Origin of the sequence: Kribbella sp. NPDC048928 (genome assembly GCF_043197975.1) — a bacterium.
Taxonomy (GTDB): domain Bacteria; phylum Actinomycetota; class Actinomycetes; order Propionibacteriales; family Kribbellaceae; genus Kribbella.
Window position 1 is genome coordinate 73,274 of sequence record NZ_JBICUC010000007.1, and the last position, 21,364, is coordinate 94,637.

The 21,364-nt window shown below is 67.0% G+C and carries 22 protein-coding genes; 9 read left to right on the plus strand and 13 right to left on the minus strand.

Annotated features, from left to right (window positions below; translation table 11 throughout):
* Positions 1–6: 6 nt before the first annotated feature.
* Both ACGFI6_RS28545 and ACGFI6_RS28550 read left to right on the plus strand, forming a co-directional pair.
* The gene (locus ACGFI6_RS28545; protein ID WP_393123852.1) at positions 7–1,452 is read left to right on the plus strand and encodes an ABC transporter substrate-binding protein; all 1,446 of its coding nucleotides are present in this window, start codon (positions 7–9) and stop codon (positions 1,450–1,452) included.
* Positions 1,449–2,201, plus strand: coding sequence for an SDR family NAD(P)-dependent oxidoreductase (locus ACGFI6_RS28550; protein WP_393123854.1), 753 nt, complete (start codon positions 1,449–1,451; stop codon positions 2,199–2,201). The genes ACGFI6_RS28545 and ACGFI6_RS28550 overlap by 4 nt, the downstream gene beginning before the upstream one ends.
* On the opposite strand, the gene ACGFI6_RS28555 is transcribed toward ACGFI6_RS28550, so the two are convergent.
* Positions 2,189–2,515, minus strand: coding sequence for an ArsR/SmtB family transcription factor (locus ACGFI6_RS28555; protein WP_393123856.1), 327 nt, complete (start codon positions 2,513–2,515; stop codon positions 2,189–2,191). The two genes, ACGFI6_RS28550 and ACGFI6_RS28555, sit on opposite strands and share 13 nt — an antisense overlap.
* A 73-nt stretch (positions 2,516–2,588) precedes the next feature.
* Between ACGFI6_RS28555 and ACGFI6_RS28560 the strand changes: the two genes are divergently transcribed.
* Positions 2,589–3,584, plus strand: coding sequence for a zinc-binding alcohol dehydrogenase family protein (locus ACGFI6_RS28560; RefSeq protein WP_393123858.1), 996 nt, complete (start codon positions 2,589–2,591; stop codon positions 3,582–3,584).
* Positions 3,585–3,628: 44 nt separating this feature from the next.
* Positions 3,629–4,192 carry a carboxymuconolactone decarboxylase family protein gene (locus tag ACGFI6_RS28565; RefSeq protein ID WP_393123860.1) on the plus strand — a complete coding sequence of 188 codons (564 nt, stop codon included), beginning with the start codon at positions 3,629–3,631 and terminating at the stop codon, positions 4,190–4,192.
* Between the two features lie 4 nt (positions 4,193–4,196).
* Here ACGFI6_RS28565 and ACGFI6_RS28570 read toward each other — a convergent pair whose 3' ends face one another.
* The 4 genes from ACGFI6_RS28570 to ACGFI6_RS28585 all read right to left on the minus strand — a co-directional run bounded on the left by ACGFI6_RS28570 (position 4,197) and on the right by ACGFI6_RS28585 (position 7,495).
* Positions 4,197–4,739 carry a hypothetical protein gene (locus tag ACGFI6_RS28570; protein WP_393123862.1) on the minus strand — a complete coding sequence of 181 codons (543 nt, stop codon included), beginning with the start codon at positions 4,737–4,739 and terminating at the stop codon, positions 4,197–4,199.
* A gap of 158 nt (positions 4,740–4,897) precedes the next feature.
* A complete protein-coding gene (locus ACGFI6_RS28575; RefSeq protein ID WP_393123864.1) occupies positions 4,898–5,869 on the minus strand; it encodes a cytochrome c oxidase assembly protein in 972 nt (323 codons plus the stop codon).
* 85 nt (positions 5,870–5,954) lie between these two features.
* On the minus strand, positions 5,955–6,713 hold the full coding sequence (locus ACGFI6_RS28580) for a sulfite exporter TauE/SafE family protein (protein WP_393123866.1): 759 nt from the start codon (positions 6,711–6,713) through the stop codon (positions 5,955–5,957).
* The gene (locus tag ACGFI6_RS28585; protein ID WP_393123868.1) at positions 6,701–7,495 is read right to left on the minus strand and encodes a GntR family transcriptional regulator; all 795 of its coding nucleotides are present in this window, start codon (positions 7,493–7,495) and stop codon (positions 6,701–6,703) included. Before ACGFI6_RS28585 ends, ACGFI6_RS28580 begins: the two co-directional genes overlap by 13 nt.
* Before the next feature lie 118 nt (positions 7,496–7,613).
* Here ACGFI6_RS28585 and ACGFI6_RS28590 point away from each other — a divergent pair, with 118 nt between their 5' ends.
* The 3 genes from ACGFI6_RS28590 to ACGFI6_RS28600 all read left to right on the plus strand — a co-directional run bounded on the left by ACGFI6_RS28590 (position 7,614) and on the right by ACGFI6_RS28600 (position 10,503).
* Entirely contained in the window at positions 7,614–8,999 is a 1,386-nt protein-coding gene (locus ACGFI6_RS28590) for a sulfatase (protein ID WP_393123870.1), read from the plus strand.
* Between the two features lie 71 nt (positions 9,000–9,070).
* Positions 9,071–9,511 carry a DUF4386 family protein gene (locus tag ACGFI6_RS28595; protein WP_393123872.1) on the plus strand — a complete coding sequence of 147 codons (441 nt, stop codon included), beginning with the start codon at positions 9,071–9,073 and terminating at the stop codon, positions 9,509–9,511.
* A 17-nt stretch (positions 9,512–9,528) separates the two neighbouring features.
* Positions 9,529–10,503, plus strand: a complete 975-nt coding sequence (locus ACGFI6_RS28600) for an NAD(P)-dependent alcohol dehydrogenase (protein WP_393123874.1) — start codon at positions 9,529–9,531, stop codon at positions 10,501–10,503.
* A gap of 77 nt (positions 10,504–10,580) precedes the next feature.
* Here ACGFI6_RS28600 and ACGFI6_RS28605 read toward each other — a convergent pair whose 3' ends face one another.
* Complete coding sequence (locus ACGFI6_RS28605; protein ID WP_393123876.1) at positions 10,581–12,461, minus strand: DNA/RNA helicase domain-containing protein; 1,881 nt, start codon at positions 12,459–12,461, stop codon at positions 10,581–10,583.
* A gap of 146 nt (positions 12,462–12,607) precedes the next feature.
* Between ACGFI6_RS28605 and ACGFI6_RS28610 the strand changes: the two genes are divergently transcribed.
* Positions 12,608–12,955, plus strand: a complete 348-nt coding sequence (locus ACGFI6_RS28610; protein WP_393123878.1) for a nucleotide pyrophosphohydrolase — start codon at positions 12,608–12,610, stop codon at positions 12,953–12,955.
* 30 nt (positions 12,956–12,985) lie between these two features.
* Here ACGFI6_RS28610 and ACGFI6_RS28615 read toward each other — a convergent pair whose 3' ends face one another.
* The 6 genes from ACGFI6_RS28615 to ACGFI6_RS28640 form a co-directional block, all read right to left on the minus strand.
* Entirely contained in the window at positions 12,986–13,318 is a 333-nt protein-coding gene (locus tag ACGFI6_RS28615; RefSeq protein ID WP_393123880.1) for a hypothetical protein, read from the minus strand.
* Positions 13,319–13,472: 154 nt separating this feature from the next.
* Positions 13,473–14,066: a hypothetical protein gene (locus ACGFI6_RS28620; RefSeq protein ID WP_393123882.1), complete on the minus strand. Its 594-nt coding sequence runs from the start codon at positions 14,064–14,066 to the stop codon at positions 13,473–13,475.
* Entirely contained in the window at positions 14,063–14,902 is an 840-nt protein-coding gene (locus ACGFI6_RS28625; RefSeq protein ID WP_393123884.1) for a hypothetical protein, read from the minus strand. Before ACGFI6_RS28625 ends, ACGFI6_RS28620 begins: the two co-directional genes overlap by 4 nt.
* Before the next feature lie 1,186 nt (positions 14,903–16,088).
* Positions 16,089–16,928, minus strand: a complete 840-nt coding sequence (locus tag ACGFI6_RS28630; RefSeq protein ID WP_393123886.1) for an SDR family NAD(P)-dependent oxidoreductase — start codon at positions 16,926–16,928, stop codon at positions 16,089–16,091.
* 91 nt (positions 16,929–17,019) lie between these two features.
* A complete protein-coding gene (locus tag ACGFI6_RS28635; protein ID WP_393123888.1) occupies positions 17,020–17,889 on the minus strand; it encodes a polysaccharide deacetylase in 870 nt (289 codons plus the stop codon).
* On the minus strand, positions 17,886–19,013 hold the full coding sequence (locus ACGFI6_RS28640; protein WP_393123890.1) for an alkene reductase: 1,128 nt from the start codon (positions 19,011–19,013) through the stop codon (positions 17,886–17,888). The genes ACGFI6_RS28635 and ACGFI6_RS28640 overlap by 4 nt, the downstream gene beginning before the upstream one ends.
* A gap of 117 nt (positions 19,014–19,130) precedes the next feature.
* Here ACGFI6_RS28640 and ACGFI6_RS28645 point away from each other — a divergent pair, with 117 nt between their 5' ends.
* Complete coding sequence (locus tag ACGFI6_RS28645; RefSeq protein WP_393123892.1) at positions 19,131–19,739, plus strand: DUF1989 domain-containing protein; 609 nt, start codon at positions 19,131–19,133, stop codon at positions 19,737–19,739.
* An 11-nt stretch (positions 19,740–19,750) separates the two neighbouring features.
* Here the strand turns inward: ACGFI6_RS28645 and ACGFI6_RS28650 are convergent, their stop codons facing one another.
* The gene (locus tag ACGFI6_RS28650) at positions 19,751–21,313 is read right to left on the minus strand and encodes a PucR family transcriptional regulator (RefSeq protein ID WP_393123894.1); all 1,563 of its coding nucleotides are present in this window, start codon (positions 21,311–21,313) and stop codon (positions 19,751–19,753) included.
* Positions 21,314–21,364: the final 51 nt, after the last annotated feature.

Consider the following 21,364-nt stretch of genomic DNA (forward strand, 5'->3'; position numbering starts at 1 on the left):
TCGAACATGTCCGGAATGACACGTCGCAGTCTGCTCGGCGCATCGCTACTCGCCGTCGCCGGCGCCGCGACCGGATGCGGCAACTCGAGCAGTACCAAGACCGGCGGCGCGAGCGCCGGCGCCACCGGGACGCTGGACTGGTGGGATCACTTCAGTTCGTTCCAGCATCTCAACGACGCCTGGGCGAAGAGCGAGTCGCCGACGCTGAAGACCAACGTCACGCACACGTACTACGACGCGTCCAAGGCACCGCAGGCGTTCCAGCTCGCCCACCAGGCCGACAAGATGCCGGACGTCTACTCGAACGTGATCGGTCTGCCGTTGCCGGCGCTGGTGAGCGGCAAGTGGGTACACGAGCTGACGCTTCCGGCCGACGTGAAGTCCAAGCTGCCCAAGGATGCGTTCACCGAGGGCATCACGCAGCTCGGCGGGAAGCTCTACGGGTTCCCGCTGTTCAGCTTCCGGCAGAGCTCGACGCTGGTCTGGGTGAACAAGGACCACTTCACCAAGGCAGGTCTCGATCCGAACAACGTCCCCACGGACTACCCGTCGTTCAAGGAGGCGTTGGAGAAGCTGAAGTCGGCCGGCGTCCAGCCGCTCACGCTGGCGATCGGCGCGGACGGCGGGCGGATCCGGGACCAGGTCGACGACATGGCGCAGACCGCCGGCTTCCCCGGGTACCAGGGCCTGCAGTTCGCCACCGGTGAGTACGCGTATCACCACGAGGCCTACATGACCGTGATCGAGTTCCTCAAGGAACTGAACGATGCCAAGCTGATCATGCCCGGGTCGAACAACTTCGGGGTCGTCGACGCCCGCACCCGGTTCGCGTCCGGTGCGGTCGGCGTCTTCATCGACGGCATCTGGTGCGCGGGCGGATCGAAGGCGCTGTCGCCGGCGATCGTCGACAAGCTTGCCTCCGGCAAGGTCCTGGTGCCGTCGTCCAGGATGGACGCCTGGTGCTACCGCGGCCGCCCCTCGTCGGGGTACTTCGTCTCCGCGAACAGCAAGAACCCGGACGCGGCCGGCAAGCTGATCGCCTCGTTCATGTCCGACGACTACCAGACCGGGATGATCGAGGCGATGGACCAGCCGCCGCTCAACCTGGACCTGGTCGCGTCGTCGAAGGCGATCGACGCGTACAAGAAGGGTGTCGAGTACTGCAAGACGAACGTGTTCCAGATGCCGCAGGCGATCGTGAAGAACCCCGCCCAGGCGAGCGTCGACGCGCTCCGCAAGCCGATCACCCCGCACGTCGGCAACATCGTCCAGGGCTATCTGGGCGGATCGATCAAGGACCTGAAGGGTGAGCTGAAGAAGCTCAGCGACGCGAACTCCGCCGACCGCGCCAAGGCCCTGCAGAAGGCGAAGGCGGCCGGCGCCAAGGTCACCGACGCCGACTACGCCTTCAGCGACTGGAAACCCGGCCAGGACTACGGAGCCGCGAAGTGAACCGCACCGCAGTGGTGACCGGCGCGGCGTCACCGCGCGGCATCGGTCGCGCGACCGCCCTGCTACTCGCCGAACGCGGGTGGAACATCGGCGTCCTCGACATCGATTTCGCCGGCGGCCAGGCGCTCGCCTCCGAGATCACCACGCAGTACAACGTGAAGACTTGGGCCGTGGCGGCCGATGTCGCGGACGAGGCCCAGGTCCGTACGGCGATCGACGAGCTGGAGGCCGCGCTGCCGCCGCTCGCTGCCCTGGCCAACATCGCCGGTGTCAGCTCGCCGGTCCCGTACCTCGAACTGACCTCCGACGAGTGGCACCGGGTCATTAACATCAACCTGAACGGCGTCCATTACGTCACCCGGCGGGTCGCGGAGAGCATGGTCCGCCATGAGTACGGCCGGATCGTCAGCGTCTCGTCGACGTCGGCGCAGCGGGGCGGTGGTACGTACAGCAAAACGCCGTACTCCGTGGCCAAAGCGGGCGTCATCGGCCTGACCCGGGCCCTGGCCCGCGAGCTCGGCTCGTACGGGATCACGGTGAACGCCATCGCCCCAGGCCCGATCGACACCGACATCATGGGCGGCCCGCTGACCCCGGATCGCCGGGCCGCGATGGCCGCCGACCTCCTCGTCAACCGCATCGGCGACCCCCACGACATCGCCTCCGCCATCGCCTTTCTCAGTACCGAAGACGCCGGCTACATCACCGGCCAGACCCTCAACATCGACGGCGGTCTTTACATGCACTGACCTTCATCGGTCACGGCCTGCAGGAGGCCGGGGAACCGGGTCTCCAGTTCGGCGGTGCGGAGCCAGGTCCAGCGGCGGTTGCCGCGCTCTTCCTGGCGGATGACGCCGGCCTCGCGGAGGACCTTGAAGTGGTGGCTCAAGGTGGAGGGGGCGACGTTCACGGGGAACGTACCGCAGGCGCGGCCGTCGGCCTCGCGGGTCAGGGTGCCGACGATCGTCAGCCGGGTCGGGTCGGCGAGGGCGTGCAGGACCCCGACCAACGAGAGGTCGTCGATCCCTGGATGGCTGAGTTCAGGGCGAGGATTGGCCGGCACCGGATCTCCTTCGATGATTGTCGAAGGTCATGCTACCGTGAATCTCCTTCGCCAGCTATCGAAGGAGATCGCAGTGGGTGAGCAGATGCAGGCGCTGGTCTTCGACGGCCCGGCCGCCGATGCGGCCACGACCAGGGTCGCGACCGTCGATCGGCCGGCACCCGGGCCGGGGCAGGTCGCGATCGCGGTGCAGTACGCCGGAATCAACTTCAAGGACGTGATGGCCCGCCGCGGCGACCCCGGCTATGCGCCTACCTGGCCACACATCCCCGGCCTCGAGGTCGCGGGCGAGGTGATTGCCGTCGGCGCTGAGGTCAAGCACGCCGGACCTGGCGATCGCGTTGTGGCATTGACGAACGCGGGTGGGCTCGCGGAGGTGGCGATCGCCGACGCCGGCCTGGTGGCACCTTTCCCCGACGGCCTCGACCCCGCGGTCGCCGCGGTGGTCCCAGGTGCACTCACCACCGCCGAGCTCCTCGTCCACGACTACGCGCGGATCCAGGCGCACGACGTGATCGCCGTCCACAGCGCCTCGGGCGCCGTCGGCGCGGCGATCGCACCCCTCGCGCGCCTCGTCGGCGACGTCACCCTGATCGGCATCGTCGGCTCGACCGCGCGCCTGGAGTCGGCCCTGCAAGCCGGCTACGACAGCGCGCACGTCCGCGATGCCGGCCTCGTCGACAGCGTCCGCCACGCAGTTCCCGGCGGCGTCGACGTCGTCTTCGATCCGCAAGGTACAGCGTCCCTCGACGCCGATCTGGAGATCTTGCGGCCCGCTGGACGGATCATCCTGTTCGGCAATGCCGGTGGCGGGGAGCTCGGCCAACTGCCTGCGACCGGCCGCTTGTACGGCGGCAACGCCGCAGTCGGCGGCTTCAGCCTGGCAGCACTCTCAGCCTCGGACCCGGCCCGCGTACGCGGGGCAATCGCCCGAGTCGTCGACCATCTCGCTGCTGGACGTCTCGCCGTACATCCGATCGTTCTGGACGGCCTCACCGCGGCGCCGGAGGCCCACCAACGACTCGCGACCGGAACCGGAGCCGGGAAGTACGTCGTCCGCCTGCGCTGATCTTTTGCTTCTCTTTTCGAAGCGCGCGATCTAGTCTGGAGTGCATGCATCCAGACCCGCTCGCCGCAGGATCGCGGATCGCACCGCTCGAGGCGCCGTTCGACGAGGCGTCGGCGGTCGCGATCGAGGAGCTCGGCCCGCCGATCGCGCTGTTCCGCCTGCTGGCCAGACGCCCTGATCGGGCACACGGGATCCACGGGTGGGGCAGCTACTACCTCTCGCGCCGATCAGCCCTGTCACTGCGCCACCGAGAACTCGCGATCGACCGAACGACCGCGCTGTGCGGAGCCGAGTACGAACTGGCCATCCATCTCGACGTCTTCGCCGAACGCGCGAACCTGACACCGTCCCAACAGCATTCGCTTGCCACCGGCAACCACACTGACCCCTGCTGGACCGACCCCGCGGACCGCGCCGTGATCCGGGCCGTGGACGCGCTCCACCACCACAGCGACCTCGACGACGAGCAATGGCAGGACCTGCGCGCCCACCTCGACGAGGAGGCAGTCCTCGACCTCCTCCTCGTCGCCGGCTGGTACCACGCCATCTCGTACGTCACCAACGCCGTACGCCTCCCCACCGAACCCGGCGCCGGCCGCAACACGTGACGCCTCAGCGACTCAGGACCTTCGCTTGGTAGTCGAGGATCTGGCCGATGACAACCTGCGACGGGTCCGGGAGCATCCGCTCGACCCAGAAGATGTCGAGCCCGCCGTACTTCTTCCGATTCCAGATCAGCAGGCCGGCCAGGTCCTGCTCCTTCTCGGTGAGAAGCGCCCAGTTCATGGACATGCCGGCCAGGTCGGCCGGCGTCGGCCGGGCCACGATGCGCGTCTTGGCCCAGATCGCCGCCCACTTCCACTGCGCCTTGTCCGGCGGAAGGGAGCGCGCATACGCCGTGTAGTCGGACAACCGAATGCCCACCACTCCCAGGGACCTCGGGCCAACACCAACACCCGCGACCTCGATGTCTCGCCACGGCACGATGCCACCGATGGACGGCCGCAAACCCTCCGGAGTCAGCTCGAACAGCATCCCGTCGGCCCGCATCCGGCGGAAGTAGACAACTGCCCCGAGCCCGAAGACGACGACGCAGAACGGTCCCGCCAGCACATGCCCGTCGACCGTTATCCAGACGCCCAGCACGACGAACACCCCAGCGATGACAAGATTGCGCTGTAACTCCCCACGCTTCGCGTGTACCGCGATTGTCTCCACGCCCGCCCCCAGCCGCGATCGATTCCTGCAGGCAGTGTGACCCTGCTAGACCGGAACGTCCAGAGAATCAGCCGGCCGAATATCGCGGGGCGCACCTACGACCGGTGCTCCGAGCTGTCGTGCTGATCGGTGTTGAGTCGTTGCAGCATGCGGTTGTACGCCTCGTACGCCTCGTCGCTGTCGGGATCGAGCGGCTTCGTGGGGTCGGCGCCGACCTCGTTCGTGATCACCGTCCGGCGTACCGAATCCAGCCAACGGCCGGTCATCCGCTCGCGCTTGGCGGGTGACGTCACGACGCTGATCATCAGCCCGACCGCGATGAACATCATGATCCCGTCACCGGCCGCCCACATCAGTCCGCCGGCAGTGTGGACATCCGTCAACGGGTCCGGAGCCCAGGCCGGACGCATCCCCATCATCATCGGGAACGGATCACGCGTGGCCTGCAGCAGCACGATGCCGACGACGGTGTCCGGCAGCATCGCGATCAGGAACAGTACGAACCGCAACAAGTACCCGGTCGGGACGCGAGTCGGCTCCTCTCCCAGGAGCGGCAGGAACAACCAATAGCCGGCGACGACGTACAGGACCTGCTCGGCCGGCATCAACCAGGTGTGCATCGCCATCTGATCCATGAAGCCCGTCAGATGGGTCGCGACGATCACCAGCGAGTAGATCCCCAACCCGACCGCAGGGTGGGTGAGGACGCCGACCGGCCGCGAGCCCACCAGACGTCGCGCCCTGGCCTGGCGGTCAGCAGGGAGCGACTCGAGCACGACTGTGATCGGATGCCCGAGAACAAGCAGCGCGGGGACCACCATGATGAGCAGCAGGTGCAGCACCATGTGCACCCAGAACACGGCCATGGAATAACTGCCGATCCCGGACGCGACGCAGACCCACAGCAGCGCGCAACCGCTGACGAACGACACCACGCGCCACGGATGGACGCTCGAACGCCCCTGAGCCCGGATACGCAGAGCCGTGTAACCGGCCGCGAGCACCACAGCGACCGTGAGCCAAACCGGCGCAACCTGCCAGCTGCGCAGGAGAGAATCCCAACTCACCGGCGGCAAACCCATCCACGCCTCCACACTTCGTCGCCGCAAGCATTGCACACTGCAATTCACGACCCGCACGGACTCGGGGGACTCAGCGAAACGCCAGGTACGGCGCGAGGGCGAACAGCGCGACAACCATCGTGTTTCTGAGAATTCGGGTGGGCAGAGCGCGCGCGATCCGCCAGCCGATGAGGACGCCCGCGAGCTCGGGAACACCGATCAGTACGGCGACCGGCCAGTCGATGCTGCCCTGGGCGAGATAGCCGATTGTCCCGACGGTCGCGATGACCACCGACTGCGCCTGGGCGACCGCCAGCGCCTCCAGCACCTCGCATCCGGCAGCGACCAGCAGCGGGACCGTGAGCATAGGGCCTCCGATGCCGATGATTCCTGCCACCACGGCAACGAAGAGGCCGATCGCGAGCACGACAGGCAGCGGCGGGTGTTTGTGGGCGCCTCCAACAGCTCGGTTGCGGATCAGCACCAGGGCCGCGACCACGGCGACCAGTACGCCGAGCAATGCGCTGAACCATCGCGGTGACAGGGCCGCGTTGATCCTGATGCCGATCACCGTTCCGATCAGTGCGGTGACGGCGAGCAGCCAGGCCGTCCTCCGGGTCTGCGGCACGCGCAGTTCGCCGGATCGCAGGTAGGCCGCGGTTCCGAGGGCTCCGGTCGCCACGTGGGTCACGATCGACGTACCGGCCACTTGCGCCGGGCTGAGCGTGGAGAGCGCGACCAGTCCGACTGTGGGCAGTACGCCGCCAGGGCCGATCGCGGTGATACCGATCCCGCCGGCCAGGCCCAGGAGTGCGAGGAGGGCCCCGGCCAGTGGTGTCAGGTCACCCATTCAGCTCCCTTGCCAGATTCGCCCGTACGGCGGTCCCGATGAACGACCGCTTCGAACGCGAACCGGTCCGCCCGGATCTGCAGGAGCTCGGAGTCGACCGGCCGATCGTCGCTGAGCCGGGTCAGCCGTTCGACGGTGAACACTGCGGCCCCAGGCGCGAGTGCGAGCTTGGCGGCGACGTCCGGCTCGGCGTTGGTTGCATGCACTGTCAGCTCGGCGCGGCCCAGTGGTTGACCGGTGGTCCGCTCGATCAGACCGAACACGTCGTTGTTAGCCAGATCCTCACCCAGCAAGGGTTCTCCGACATCGACGGGTAGGTAGGAGATGTCGTACGACAACGGCTCGTCGTTGACGTACCGCACCCGCTCCAGCCGGACGACGCCGGATGCCGGCGCGAGACTCAGCTGATCGGAGACGCTTTTGGGTGCCTCAGGCAACCGTTCTGCGGACAGCACCTGGTTGCGGACCGTACCGTACCCGGCCAACGCCTCCGCGAGACCGGACAGCCTGTCCAGGCCATGCCCGTACTTCGGCGTACGGACGGTCGTTCCCGCGCCACGCTTGCGCTCGACCAGGCCTTCGCGGCGCAACAGCTCCAGGGCCTCCCGAACGGTGTTGCGCGAGGCCTCGTGCCGGGCGACGAGCTCGCCCTCGTCGAGCCGCCGGCCGTCAGCGAACTTCCCGTCCAGGATCTGCTCGCGCAACTCGTCGGCAAGTCGCTCGGCGCGGTGCCGGCGCGGGTACGCGGACGTCCAGCCGACCGGGATCTGCCGTGATGCCATAGGCGCCAACCTACAAGTTCCGCCAGAGTTCCGCCACTTCCATGACGCTTGCGGTGCGCAAAAATGTTCGGAAGTATGAGGTTTCGCAGCTAAACAACCAATGCATTGGGAGATTGCGATGGCGGCGCCGAACATCCTGTTGATCGTGTCGGACGACCACGGGTACGCCGACCGCAGTGCGCTCGGTCATCAACCGGACGTTCGGACACCCGCGCTGGACCGGTTGGCGGCCGAGGGCACGAGCTGTACGAGTGCGTACGTGACGGCGCCGATCTGCAGCCCGTCCCGGGCCGGGATCATCTCCGGGCAGTACCAGCAGCGCTGGGGCGGTCGGTGGTTCGACTCCGCGAGCTTCGCGCCGGACGACGTACCCAGCCTCGCCGAACTGCTGCAGGATCGCGGCTACCGAACGGGGTACTTCGGCAAGGTCCACTACGGTTCCGAGAACGTCGGCGACCGCGCTTGCCCGCCGCGGCACGGGTTCGAGACCACTCTGTACGGTCTGGCCGGCCAGTCGCTCGGGCGCCTCAACTACCTGCACCACTCCGAGCAGTCGCAGAGCGAGTACGGCCCCGACGCCGCGCGCTACATGGCCGTCCAGCCCCTGCTGTCCGGTGACGAACCGGTCGAGTACGAAGGCTTCCTGACCAGCGAGCTCGGTCGGAACGCCGCGGAGTTCATCGCGGCCGACGACGAACGCCCGTACTTCTGCATGGTCGCCTTCAACGCCGTACACAACTTCTGCTGGCAACTCCCCGAAGAGGAACTGGCCAAGCGCGGGCTGCCGAGCTACAACGACTGGCAGCCGGACTCGGGCCGCTCGTACATGGAGTGGTACGACGACGTGATCGTGCCGAACCTCCCGTACGGGCGCGAGTACTACCTAGCCCAACTCGAGCTGATGGACGCCGAGATCGGCAGACTGCTCGATCTCCTCGACAGCACCGGAACAGCCGGGGAGACGATCGTCGTCTACACCACCGACAACGGTGGCTCGACCTGCAACTTCGCCGACAACACTCCCCTGCGCGGTACGAAGTACACCGTCTGGGAAGGCGGTATCCGCGTACCCATGCTCTGGCGCTGGCCCGGAGAAGTACAAGCAGGCGAGAACAACGACGCCCTCGTCAGCACACTCGACCTGGTGCCGACCCTCCTCGCCGCAGCCGGCGGCCAGACCCGATCCGACGGCCTCGACCTACTTCCCTTGCTACGAGGCGAATCAGCCGACGCCCACACCGCCCTGCACTGGGACTGCGGCTTCCAATGGGCCGTCCGCGAAGGTGAGTGGAAACTCTCCTGGGTAGATCCCACCAGCCCACAAACCACCCACCTCCGCGACTACGAACACGCGCCGATGGGCGACGGCTGGTTCCTGACAAACCTCGGCACCGATCTCGCCGAAAAATCCAACCATTACACAGCCGAACCAGACCTCGCCGAACACCTCACCGCATTACACGCAGCCTGGCGCACCGAAATCGGCCTCCCCCACAAGTCCTGATTTCTCGACCGGACCCCACACCTGGACATCCGGCCGAAGTAGGCGCACGGTGAGCACGGGGGGATGTTGCCATGTCCAGAAGAAGAATTGCGATCGCTGTTGGAATTCTGTTCGCTGTCCAAATGATCACTGCCGTGTTCGGCACATCCTTGATCCAGGCCTTCGTGGACGGCAACACCGACCGCGCACGGATGACCACCGGCGTCGTTCCCAATCACCTGCTCTGGGTCTACATTCCGACGGGCATCGGCGGATTGATCCTGACGTACTTGTTGCTGACGTCCGGGCTGGTTCCCCGGCCCATCGCCGCCCTGGGCTTTCTTGGGTACTTCCTGCTCACAGCCGGGGTGCCGCTTGATCTTCTCGGCGCACTCGACATGGGCGCAGGAGCCGGGCAACTGCTCCTGATCCCTGGAGGTCTGTTCGAGTTCGTCCTGATGCCGATCTGGCTGATCGCCAAGGGATTCGCACCTGCGCGACCGGTGCACCCGGCCCAGCCACAACCGGTGTGACAGCAGGGCGAAACAGCATGTTGGCAATCACGCAGAAGCACTACGGCTCGGCGGAGGTTCTCGCGCTCCGGGACATCGACATGCCGACGATCGGCGACACCGAGGTACTGGTCCGGGTCCGAGCGGCCGGCATGGATCGTGGCGTGTGGCACATGGTCACCGGCCTGCCGTACCCGATCCGGCTCGCAGGCTACGGCGTTCGCGCACCGAAGAATCCCGTGCCCGGTATGGATGTCGCCGGCGTCGTCGTAGCGGTCGGCAAGAACGTCACCAGGTTCGGGATCGGCGACGAGGTGTTCGGCCTGGGGCACGGCACGTTCGCGGAGTTCGCCCGGGTCAGCGAGGCGAAGCTCGCCCCCAAGCCGCCGCATCTCAGCTTCGAGCAGGCCGCGGCCGTGCCCATCTCCGCGATGACCGCGCTGCAAGGGGTTCGCGACCACGGGCGGGTCCGTTCCGGCGACAAGGTCCTGATCACCGGCGCGTCCGGCGGCGTCGGCAGCTACGCGGTCCAACTGGCGAAGGTGTACGGCGCGGAGGTCACGGCGGTGTGCAGCACCACCAAACTCGGCCTCGTCCGCTCCCTCGGCGCCGACCACGTCATCGACTACACCCAACAGGACTTCACAGCTCTCGGACACCAGTACGACGTGATTCTCGACATCGCCGGAAACACCGCCCTGTCACGCCTGCGCCACACCCTCACGCCGACCGGAACCCTCGTCATCATGGGCGGCGAGTCCCCCGGCAAGCTCCTCGGCGGCAGCGACCGCCAACTCCGCGCGATCCTGCTCTCCCCGTTCGTCCGCCAGCGACTGGGCACCTTCGTCAACTCCGAGAAACACCAACTCCTCCTGGACCTGACCCCACTCCTCGAATCCGGAAAGGTCTACCCCGCCATAGACCGCCAATACCCCCTCGAAGAAACCCCCAAAGCCCTCCACCACCTAACCACCGGCCACCCCCGAGGCAAACTAGTAATCACAATCCCCTAACCCCACCAAAAGCAGAACAGCGCTCTTCGGTTGTGGTCTGAGGTGCACTGAGCTCCCGGCGCTCAGACGCTCTGCTGTCAGTCTGCAGAACTGACCAGTTGATGGAGCGCGTCCCGGGTCTCTGGATCGACGGAGTAGAGCACGGTGCCGGTCATGCCGCGGGTCAGCAGAACCTTGTAGGTGTTGCGAATCAGGCTGTCGAACGCCGCATCGTCGGTGATCTTCCGATTCTTGAAGACGGGATCCTTGTTGGCGTCGCGAACAGTGGTGAAGCGACCGTCACGCCAGACGAGGTCAGGGCCAAGGATGACCCCGCTCCAGTCGTATTCGAAGCCCTGCGCTGTGTAGATGCAGCCCACCTGACCGAACCCGTTCGGGTCGGTTGCCCAGAGCGCCGCCGGCGGATAATCCCCGACCTTGCGGTCCGAATTGACGTTCCAGGGTCGCGCCCAACCGCTGATCTGAACGTCTTCGACGAGCGTCTTGTCGGCGCGCGGCTTGCTCCACGGCCAGCAGTAACCCGCGGACATCCGCGCGCCGTAGCCGGCGGCGAGCTTCCCCCTGAGAAATGCCTCCATGGCTTCGGGGCTGTCGGCAACTCGAACCTCGAATGCCGGATCGCCCGGCCAATCGGTCGGTTCGCCGTCTGCCAGGCCCAGTAGGCGCTGGACCCACTGAACGTATTCCTCGCTGCCACCACAACGGAACTGAGCATCCAGGTCGACCCGATGTACGTCGAAGCCGTGAGCAGCGGCGTACCGGCTGATCTCTTCCGGCGTGCCGACCTCGCCAGGTTTCACGACCTGGTGCTTGTCGAGCAGGAATACCGGCACCCGGGCAGCCGCGATCAGTTCGTCGACCTGTTGGCGGCCGATCCGGAGTGACGCCGGCGTGAACCGCGAGACCGACGTCTGCCGGATGCGGTGCGCCTCATCCAGGATCAGCACGTCCAGATCGTTGGGCTCGGCTTCCATGAACTGGTGGAAGTACTTGAACATCTTCTCGACGCGAGGCGCTCGCTTGCCGGCAACGCCACGGAGCGTCAGCGTGAAGGATCGCGAGCCCGTCGCATGGAGAACACTTCGTCCCTGACGAGCCAAGTGCCCGAGAAGGGACAAGGCGATCACACTCTTACCGCTGCCCGGACCTCCCGTGACGATCACGACCGACTTCCGGTCTCGGCGCCGTGCACGCTCGACCTCGTGAACCACCAGCGAATGCGCCAGCTTCTGCTCAGCTACCAGAACAAACTGTTCTCTTCGCTGCACCTCGTCCGCGGCTACAGCAAGCAGTTGCTTCGACGGTGCAACCGCAGAGTTGATCAACTGGTCGGCGTACGGGCTCCCTGGAACGTCAGGGTCGAGCCTGGAGCGAAGGAACTCGATGAAGTCGTGGCGGCGTGCGCCGGTGAACAGTTGTCCGCGACTGTCCTGGGGATAGTCGTACAGATCCCGAACATCCGCTTCAGCCATCGCGTTGTGCAGGTAGGCCGCGCCTGCAACCGCATCGGACTGCCCGTCCAGGAACTTGGTGAAGTCGGCCAGATAGTCGCAGTATCCGCGAACCTGCGCGACCGGGTGCAGCCTGGGAGCATCCGAGTAACCGTCGATCAGAACGAGTTCCCGGTCGTCCTCCCACGCGGCGGCCCGGCTCCACTGCTTGAGCTCGACAACGACGTACGACGGTCCGCCGGTTCGCGGGTGACGCCCGGCCAGTACGACGTCGGCGCGCTTCGAGGTGAGCGGCAGGTGATGTTCGACGAGTACTTCGACCTTGCCGAGGCCTGCCTGCTCGAGATCCTGGGCGAGGACCGGCAGGCTCCGCTCCCACGACCTCACCTCCGCCGGTGCCGCACGACGGCCGGTGTGGAAGCGCATTTGCTCGGCGATCCTCAGTTCGAACTGCTGCTCGAGCGTCAGCATCACGAACCCAGCGCCGGATTGGCGGAACAGCGTCACGAGTGAAGTCCCCAGGCAGCACGAAACAAGGTCGTGCGGGTGGGGGCATGTCCTGTGAACGCTGACGTTCGGCGGAAGCCCGTCGGGCCGCGCCTCAAACTCTACCCAGCAAGCAGCGCGCGTACGATCCGTGTCATGCTCGCGGCGTGTCCGACCTGATCGAACTACGCGACCGCATGCGCGCATTCACCGAGGAACGGGACTGGGCCCAGTTCCACGACCCGAAGTCCCTGATCCTGGCCCTCGTCGGCGAGGTCGGTGAACTCGCCGAACTCTTTCAATGGCTGCCGGCCGACGCCGCAGCTGAGCGTGCTCGCGAGGAACATCTCCGCAGACGCGCCGGCGAGGAGTTGGCCGACGTACTGCTCTACCTCGTCCGACTGGCCGATGTCCTGAACGTCGACCTCGCAGAGGCTGCGCGCCTCAAGATGGCCAACTCCGCGTCCCGCTTCGCACCCGAAGCCGTCCGCGGCCACGCCCCGGAGAAGCGCTGAAACATCTGCGGTGCGGCAGCCCGATGAGTTCTACGCCTGTTGGGCCGGCGGCTGCATCTCAGCGGACGCTTGCTCGGAGCGGCGTGCCATTGCTTCCTCGGTCCTGATCTGCTCCTTTTCGTCCACCTCTTCCAAGGTTGCAGTGTCGATCGGGAACGGGGCTTGGGTCAGCCGCTCGGCAATACTGCGGAAGGGCACTGAGCCGCCGTAGAACTCGAGCTCACGGTAGAGCCGCTGCTGCCAGACCGCGTCGCTTACCACCGCCGGATCGAGCATCACGGCCAGATCGAACATCGGCCACTTTCCCCGCACGGCCAGGGCATCGGCCCAGACCGCCGTTCGGCGCAGGTACTCAGCTGCCAAGAGCCCACGTGACACGGCACGCCGCCGTGTCCATCACAAGCCAAGACCCTTCTGTACTTCCTCGGTTTGACGGTGCTGGTCCTCCTCCGAGGCACTGAGGACCTGTCGGCTCGCGCTCGATGCCCTTCGTGCCTCGGGGACGAGCAGGCTGGTGTTATCTCCCCTCTTGCGATTGCTGAGCACGCTTTGCGGCTTGGCGGTCCAGTCCTTCCTCGGTTCTGATTCGCTCGTTCTCGTCCGCCTCTTCCAGAGTTGCGGCGTCGATCGGGAACGGTGGTTGCGCCAAGCGATCGGTGATGCGGCGGTACGGAACCGGGGCAGCCAGGAGCTCGATGAAGCCGTGGCCGGGATAGATCTCGCCGCCGCGCTCGAACACCTGCACCATCGGCTCGTACGGATCGTCGAAGTCAGGAAATCGATCCTTGGGACGGGCGCCGAGCGATGCCCACCGGAACATATCGGTGAGCACCTGTTCGGTCAGGGTCCCCAGCTCGCGTCCAACCTGGGTCTCCAAGCGCTGCAACCAGACTGCATCGGTCCCGACCGACGGATCGAACACCACCGCCAGGTCGAAGAACGGCCACTTTCCCGGCACACCAAGCGCATCAGCCCAGACTGCCATCCGGCGCAGATACTCAAGGGTGAGCAAGCCTCGCGACTTCGAGTGCCGCAACTCGGCCTCGGAGTTGTCCCAGTTCGCGGCCGCCAGCCGCGTCAGCAGTCTCTCGCACGCTGCAACATCAGTCACAGGCCCAGCCCTCTCTTCGCCACGCGTACCACTTCGTCAAGATTCAACAGGTCCTCTGCCACCTGCAAGTTGTTCCGCGGTATTTCCAGCACCGAACCCCAGAGAATCAGCAGGTCCGTCCTCGACGAGCGAGTACTCGGCGGCGCAGTGTTGTGCGCCGATGGGTAGTCCGGTGAAGGATCTGGCATCCCGTACTCGTCCCACGCCCGAGGGTCCGGCGACAGATACGGCAGTCCAGCCGCCATCAGCTTGGACTCAACGTACTCGTGCGCCAGCAGCGACCAGAACTCCGCTCGATTCTTGTCGGTCAGCTCCGCGCCGGAGGCGACTTTCTCCCACAGATCGCCGTACAGCGCGGCCGGAGTGAAGTATCCGTGCCGGACATCGCCTGGGCCGATCGCCACGTCGTGTTGGTGTTGAAAGAGGTGTTGTTTGGCCTCTTCGATGACCTCGCGCGGCATCCCGCTGTGGTCCGCGAGGGCGTCCAGGTCGTCGGCCTCCCGGATCCGGCGGTACTGGGCCATCTCTTCCGGGGTGGAATCTTCGATGAACTCGTGCTGCAGTTCGTCCGCCTCGTCGGTGCCGGCGTCCGCCGCCTGTTCCGAATCGATGCCAGCGGCAACGTCGTTCGGCTCGAACGACGTGCTCTCAGCAGCTCGGCCGCTATTGACGACCGACTCCTGCTCCGCGGCCCCGGCCCCCTCTCCGCGTGCCGGCGACCGGTCGGAAACAGGCGGGACGGCAATGTCGCGATCGCCCATTTCGTCGGCACCACCTGATGCGGACGTACCGCCATCGTCTTCCGGCAACGCGTCTCTGGCTGCCTCGTCACGCAAGCCCCCGGCTGAGCCTCGCCCGTCCGGCGACTCAATCAGATCGGCCGAATCCGCGTCGCGGGAGGTGGGCTGGGGAGCGGCGTTCGGTGGGTTGTCGTCGGCAGGCGTGTTGGCCTGAGGTTCTGGTGATTGGGGGGTGAGTGGGTCGTCCGGGTTGGGTCGATCGGGTACCGGCGTCTTTGCTGGGGCCGGGGGTACATCGACCGGCGCTCGGCCGGCCGGCTCGTCATCGCGCGGTTGGGCTGAGGACCATTTGGAGTACCCAGGCCAGTACATCTCGTCGAGCCGCTGCTCGAGCTTTTCGCGAGGTGTCAGTGGGTGTGAGGGCTGACGGTCGTCGTCGTCAGGTGGGCCAGCCCCCGGGGGCCGCGCTTCCCTCGGCTGAAGTTGACCGAGTGACCGCGAATCCTCTTGCTTGTTCGCCGGAGTCCGAGAGACATCGGCGGCGGACTGTCGATCGGTTGGGGCGTCGGGTCGCTCAGCCGGTGCCCCGCGGGAGTAGCCCGGCCAGTACATCTCATCCAGCCGCTGCTCCAGCCTCTCGCGTGGAGTCAACGGGGGTGTCGCCTCATGAGGTCCACCTCGCCCGTCAGCGTCACGGCTTGTCAGCTGTCGCCGGTCGACGCTGTCCGGCCGCCTGGACACCTCATGCTCCAACTGCCCGGCTTCGCGAGACTGTTCCTCCGCGGTGTCGCCCGCGCCCGGGTCGTCACTGCCGCGACGACCTCTCAGCTCGGACAAGCGCGTCTCCTATCGCAAACCCGAAGTAGCAGCACCATCACCAACAGTATCCGCTGCTGTGCGCGGGATCGCGGGATCGGCATGGACGACGGAGGGTTGTTTGGCTCTTCTGCCCGACGTGTGGGTGCTGATCACCCTGATCCCGGGCAGCGCGACAGCTGGCCGTGACTTCGAGCCTGCTCCTGCCTCACGCCCTGCCTCTGCCCCTGGCGCCGAGCCGTGGCGTTTGGCTGGACCCCGGATCGTCGAGTCGTGGATCGTGGCCGCGATCGGCCGGATTTCGCCGCCACAATCCACGACTCGACGAAGACCTGAAACAGCACGCCCAGACCTGCGTCACCAGGGGGCCATTGGCCTGGAGGGTTCTTCGCTCGCGTATCGGTACAGAACCCTCGACGCGAGCGGATAGCCAGCTCTCCGGACCCACAGAGGACACGAGAGTTGGTTATTCGGTGGTGCCTTGGGCTCGGCGGGAGAGGGCTTGGGTGTCGGTCCAGGTTTGGAGGCGGGTGGCGTAGACCTTTTCCAGCATGGGCTGGAAGCCTTGGCCGAAGAGGATGCGTAGGGGTGGGTTGTCCGTGTCGGCCAGTTCGAGGAGGACCTCGGCGGCGGCGGCCGGGTCGCCGGCCGGTTGTTTGCCCATGGCACCGGACAGGCGTTCGCGCAGTGCGGCGTAGGCCGGGTTCGGCTCGGCCAGGAAGCCGTTGTTCAGCGGATCGGGGTTCTTGCCGCCGCGCGTGGCGTAGCCGCCCGGCTCGATGATGGTGACCTTGATGCCGAACTCCGCGACCTCTTGTGCGAGCGCCTCGTTCAGGCCTTCGAGGGCCCACTTCGAGGCGTGGTACGCGCCGCCGAGCGGCATCGCCATCAGGCCCGCGGCCGAGGACAGCTGGAAGATGTGCCCGGATCCCTGCGCACGCAGGTGCGGCAACGCGGCCTGTACGACCCAGACCGCCCCGAACAGGTTGGTCTCCATCTGGTCGCGCAACTGCTTCTCGGTCAGCTCTTCCACGGCACCGATCTGTGCGTAGCCGGCGTTGTTGACAATCACGTCCAGGCGGCCGAAGTGCTCCTTCGCCCGGTCGACGCTCGCGCGGACGGCATCCTTGTCGGTCACGTCCATCGCGAGCGGCAGTACCGCGTCGCCGTACTTGGTGACGAGATCGTCGAGGCTTGCGGCGTTCCGGGCGGTCGCAGCGACCTGGTCGCCGCGCGACAGCGCAGCCTCCACGAACTCACGACCCAGACCGCGCGACGAACCGGTGACGAACCAGACCTTGCTCATAGCTCCTTCTTTCTCCGACTTGGTTTCCTTGACCACCAGATGTCGCCGGCCCGGCGCGAGTGACACCCACGGCCAGTGACGTGCACCACGGTCAGTCCGGGTAAACCACCGGATCCGCGGTGACTGCAGGCGGAACGCGCTCCTCGAGGCTGAGGTCGGCGTGGGTGGCGTCGGCCAGGTCGCGGCAGCGGGTGAAGTGAACGTCGCCACGGGAGTGCGCGAACTCGATGAGTTCACGCAGCGCCAGCAGCCGGCTCGGACGGCCGGTGAGGAACGGGTGCATGCACAGGTTGAACAGGCAGCGGTAGTGCCGCATCGCGTCCAGCTCGGCCTGCCACATCTCCAGTACCTTGCGCGGCGACTCGATGACCGTCCCGATCTGTGGCGACGGCAGGAACGCGTACTGCTCCCAGTCGTCCAGCGACCAGTGCACCGGCAGCTCCACGATCCGCCGGCCGTCGACACCGAGGACGTACGGCCGATCGTCACCCATCAGCGACGAGTCGTACGTCAACCCGTGGGCCGCAACCAGATCGAGTGTGGTCTGCGTGGCCTCCCACAACGCCGCCCGATGCCCCTTGATTTCGATGCCCTGGGCATCAAAGACCTCTAAAGCGCGCTCGAAGTCAGCGCGCTCCTCCACCGCGTTCATCGACGTCGGCGCACGATGACTGTACGAATGATGCGCGACCTCGTGCCCGTGCTCGACGATCGTTGCCGCGAGCCCCGGTCGCTGCTCGGCCACCCAGCCCGGTACGAAGAACGTCGCCGGTACGCCGAGCTCCGCCAGCAGCTCCAGGATCCGCGGAACGCCGACATCCGGGCCGTACGCCTGATGGGACATCGTCATCAGGTGACCGGCGTACTGGCGGCCGGCCGCCAGAATCGGTGTCTCGGCATCCACGTCGAAGGTGAGCGTGGCGACGGCTGCCGCCCCGCCATGCCAGGTCGACTCCGTCATGACCGACCAGTCTGCCACTGCTTCGCGTTGGCCAACGTCACCGACGGCTCCAGCATCGTCCGGTCGAAGTTCTCGAGCGGCTCGCCGGCCGCCAGCCGGCGCGGCAGGTCCGGGTTCGCCAGCGCGCCATGACCTACGGACAACAGATCGGCGTGACCGTCGGTCAGCACCCGCTCCGCCTGCGCGGACTCGTGCATGCCGCCGTTGGCGATCACCGGCAGGCCGCCGATCCGGCGCGCCAGGCCGGTGATCGTCTGACCGCCTTGCAGGCGGGCGGTCTCCAGCCAGTTGCGCCCCTCGCTGGCGATGTGCAGGTAGTCGATCCCGGTGCCACCCAACGCCGAGAAGATGAGTTCGGCGTCGTACGCGCCACCCGGCCAGCGGTACTCGAAGTCGTTCACCTTCGTCTGCGACAGCCGTACGCCGACGACGAAGTCCGCCGGTGTCGCGGCCACCACCGCCGCCGCGATCTCGACGGTCAGCCGGATCCGGTTCGTGACCGGTCCGCCGTAATTGTCGCTGCGCTGGTTCGTGTACAAGGTCAGGAACTGGTCCAGCAGATAGCCGTTCGCGCCATGGATCTCGACGCCGTCGAAACCGGCGGCGTGCGCGCGCACCGCGGCGGCGGCGAAGCCGTCGACGATCTCGCCGATCTCCCCGACCGAGAGCTCGTGCGGCACCGGCCACGGACCGCTGCCGCCGTACTCAGGCATCATCTGGCCGAGCGGCTGCACGGCCGACGGCCCGGCAAGGCCCTGGCGGTGCGGATTGCCCTGCGACAAGGCCCCGGCGTGCATCAGCTGCGCGACGATCTTCGCGCCGGCCTCGTGCACCCGGTCGGTCACCACACGCCAGCCTTCGGCTTGTTCTGCCGTGCTGAGACCCGGCTGGTTGAGGTAGCCCTGGCTGTACGCCGCGTCCGGGTACGTACCTTCGGTGATCAGCAGCCCGAACCCGCCGGCCGCGAACTCCGCGTAGTAGTCAGCCATCTCGGCGGTCGGGACACCGCGGGGCGTGGCGGAGACCCGGGTCATCGGCGCCACGGCCAGGCGATTGGCAAGGTCGATACCGCCGATCCGGGCCGGCTCCAGGGCGGGGTGAACGCGAGTCGTTGTCTGCTCCATGCACACCACTTCAGCATCGGAGTACGCCGCTGGGCGATGGACCGATCTACAACAATCGACGCCGATGGTGGAGAATCCGCCACTGAACCGCGCGGGACAGCCTGGTTGGCTGGAGGCATGACAGACAGGAGCGGGACCGTTCTCCGTACCCTCGTGCCCGCGCGGACCGGCCGCGTCGTGCGGGTCGGGCGTGGCGACCTGGTACGGGTCGTCGACGTCGAGGGCCAGCAGGTCGGGGATCTGTTCGCGTACGTGGTGGGGCCCGCGGGCGTTACGGGTGAGCATCTGAGCGCGTCGCACACCCGGACCTCGACGAGCAGGCTGTTCCCGGCCATCGGCGAGTCCTTCGTGACGAATCATCGCAGGCCGATCCTGACCCTGGTCGAGGACACCTCGCCGGGTCGCCACGACCTCCTGATCGCCGCTTGCGACGACGCTCGCTACGCGGCGCTCGGGGTGCCGGATCACCCGTCCTGCGCGCGCAATCTGCGGACCGCGCTCGGTGCCGGCGTCGAGGTCGTACCGCAGCCGGTGAACGTCTTCATGCAGGTACCGGTGGTCGCCGGCGACACGCTGGACTGGTTGCCTGCAACAACGGCTCCGGGTGACTCGATCACCTTCCGCGCGGAGCTCGACTGCGCCGTCGTGGTCTCTGCCTGTCCGCAGGACCTGACCGTCATCAACGGCAACGGTCCGACGGACCTGGCGATCGAGGTCCTGCGCTAGGGAGACGTGCCCTAGCGGGACCGGGACATGTCGCCGGCTTCGAGCGCCAGGTAGAGATCGACCCGGTCGTCGGTACGGGCGACGTCGCGGCCGGTCAGCTCGGTGATCTTCGCCAACCGGTTCCGGAGCGTGTTCACGTGGACGTGCAGCGCGGAGGCGGTCGCACCGAACTGCCCGTCGTTCGACAGGAACGCCCGCAGCGTCGCCTCGAGGTCGGCGTCCCGGAGACCGTCGTACTCGCGCAGCGGCCCCAGCACGCCGTCCGCGAAGCCTCGCAGGGTCGCCGAGTCCTGCAGGCCGAGCAGCAGGCGATGCGTACCCAACTGGCGGAACGACGCCACCGCCTGGTTCCCGCGGCGCCGCAGCACCTGACACGCCTCGCGCGACTGCACCAGCGGCTGGCGCAACTCCGCCGCCGAGGCCGCGATGTCGCCGAACCCGACCACCGGTGAACGTTCCGGGAATCTCTTCCGCACCGCTGAACACAACGCCTCCGCCAGCCGCGCAACGTCCTGCCCCGGGCGCTGCAGTACGGCGACCACGTCGTGACTGCCGCCCGCGACCACGACCGCCAGGCTCTCGCGCAGAAAGAACTCGCTGACGGTCTCGGTGAGCCCGGGTACGGTCGACTCGGACCCGGCCGCGAAGGCGATCGTCAGCACCACCAGCTCCCCCGACGGATCGACGCCGAACGCCCGCAGCCGGTCCGGAACCTCGGCCGCACGCTGCGCGCCGGACAGAATCATGTCGAGCAACTCGCTGGCGAACCGCAGCTCGATCGCCTGGATCGCCTGCTGTTTGGCCACCTCGAGGCTGAGGAATCGTGCCGCCTGATCGAGCGCGTCCTGCTCCGGCCGGCTCAGACCGCCCACCTGCCGCAGGCACACCAGCGCGGCATCGGTGTCGCCGACCGCGCCGACCAGGAAGATCGTCGCGCGCCCCTTCCCGCCACCGAGATCCACCTCGAGTGGCGGCGGGTGCCTAGCCAGCCCATCGGCCACGATCCGGCGCTGCTGGGCCGTCAACTCGGCCCCCGCTGCCGCCAGCGGCCGGGCCATCCGGTCGACGACCGCGAGCGGCAGGTCGTGTTCGCGCCGCAGGACGGCCAGTACGCCGGACGCTCCGGCGCCGTGGGAGATCGCCGAGGCCAGCGCGTCGCCGCGCCGCACCATGCCGACCAGCGCGTCGCGGCGCTGATCGGCCTGCATCGCGGACGCGGCTTCGGTCACCGCGGTGAACGGGACCTCGATGGAGATCTCGGCCAGCGGCAGCCCTTCGCGCTCGCAGGCCGCGATCAGCTCCGGTGGTGTTACCGGCGTCTCCGTACGCAGGCCGAAGACGATGCCGGCGGCACCGATCCCGCGGACCTTCGTCACGAACGCGTCCGCGGTCGCCTCGTGCAGCCAGAGGCCGTTCGTCAGTACGATCTCACGCTCACGCACGTACGGCGAAGGGTCCGGCAACTCCGTGTTGTGGACCCATAACGCCTCACGCTCGAGAGCTCCCGCGGGCCCGGGTACCAGCAGCCGCAGCTCGAGCGCGGGGTTGCCAAGCAGGGCTCCCAGACTCAACATGCTGTGAACATATCCAGTGAGATTCCAAATCGCTAGACATCTGCCTACTGC

Excerpts from the sequence above, each read along its gene's own strand:
- ACGFI6_RS28590 (WP_393123870.1), top strand. The coding sequence starts at position 7,614 with ATGGCGGCGCCGAACATCCTGTTGATCGTGTCGGACGACCACGGGTAC.
- ACGFI6_RS28545 (WP_393123852.1), top strand. The coding sequence starts at position 7 with ATGTCCGGAATGACACGTCGCAGTCTGCTCGGCGCATCGCTACTCGCC.
- ACGFI6_RS28640 (WP_393123890.1), bottom strand. The coding sequence starts at position 19,013 with ATGGAGCAGACAACGACTCGCGTTCACCCCGCCCTGGAGCCGGCCCGG.
- ACGFI6_RS28565 (WP_393123860.1), top strand. The coding sequence starts at position 3,629 with ATGCATCCAGACCCGCTCGCCGCAGGATCGCGGATCGCACCGCTCGAG.
- ACGFI6_RS28600 (WP_393123874.1), top strand. The coding sequence starts at position 9,529 with ATGTTGGCAATCACGCAGAAGCACTACGGCTCGGCGGAGGTTCTCGCG.
- ACGFI6_RS28645 (WP_393123892.1), top strand. The coding sequence starts at position 19,131 with ATGACAGACAGGAGCGGGACCGTTCTCCGTACCCTCGTGCCCGCGCGG.
- ACGFI6_RS28580 (WP_393123866.1), bottom strand. The coding sequence starts at position 6,713 with ATGGGTGACCTGACACCACTGGCCGGGGCCCTCCTCGCACTCCTGGGC.
- ACGFI6_RS28650 (WP_393123894.1), bottom strand. The coding sequence starts at position 21,313 with ATGTTGAGTCTGGGAGCCCTGCTTGGCAACCCCGCGCTCGAGCTGCGG.
- ACGFI6_RS28635 (WP_393123888.1), bottom strand. The coding sequence starts at position 17,889 with ATGACGGAGTCGACCTGGCATGGCGGGGCGGCAGCCGTCGCCACGCTC.
- ACGFI6_RS28595 (WP_393123872.1), top strand. The coding sequence starts at position 9,071 with ATGTCCAGAAGAAGAATTGCGATCGCTGTTGGAATTCTGTTCGCTGTC.
- ACGFI6_RS28630 (WP_393123886.1), bottom strand. The coding sequence starts at position 16,928 with ATGAGCAAGGTCTGGTTCGTCACCGGTTCGTCGCGCGGTCTGGGTCGT.
- ACGFI6_RS28585 (WP_393123868.1), bottom strand. The coding sequence starts at position 7,495 with ATGGCATCACGGCAGATCCCGGTCGGCTGGACGTCCGCGTACCCGCGC.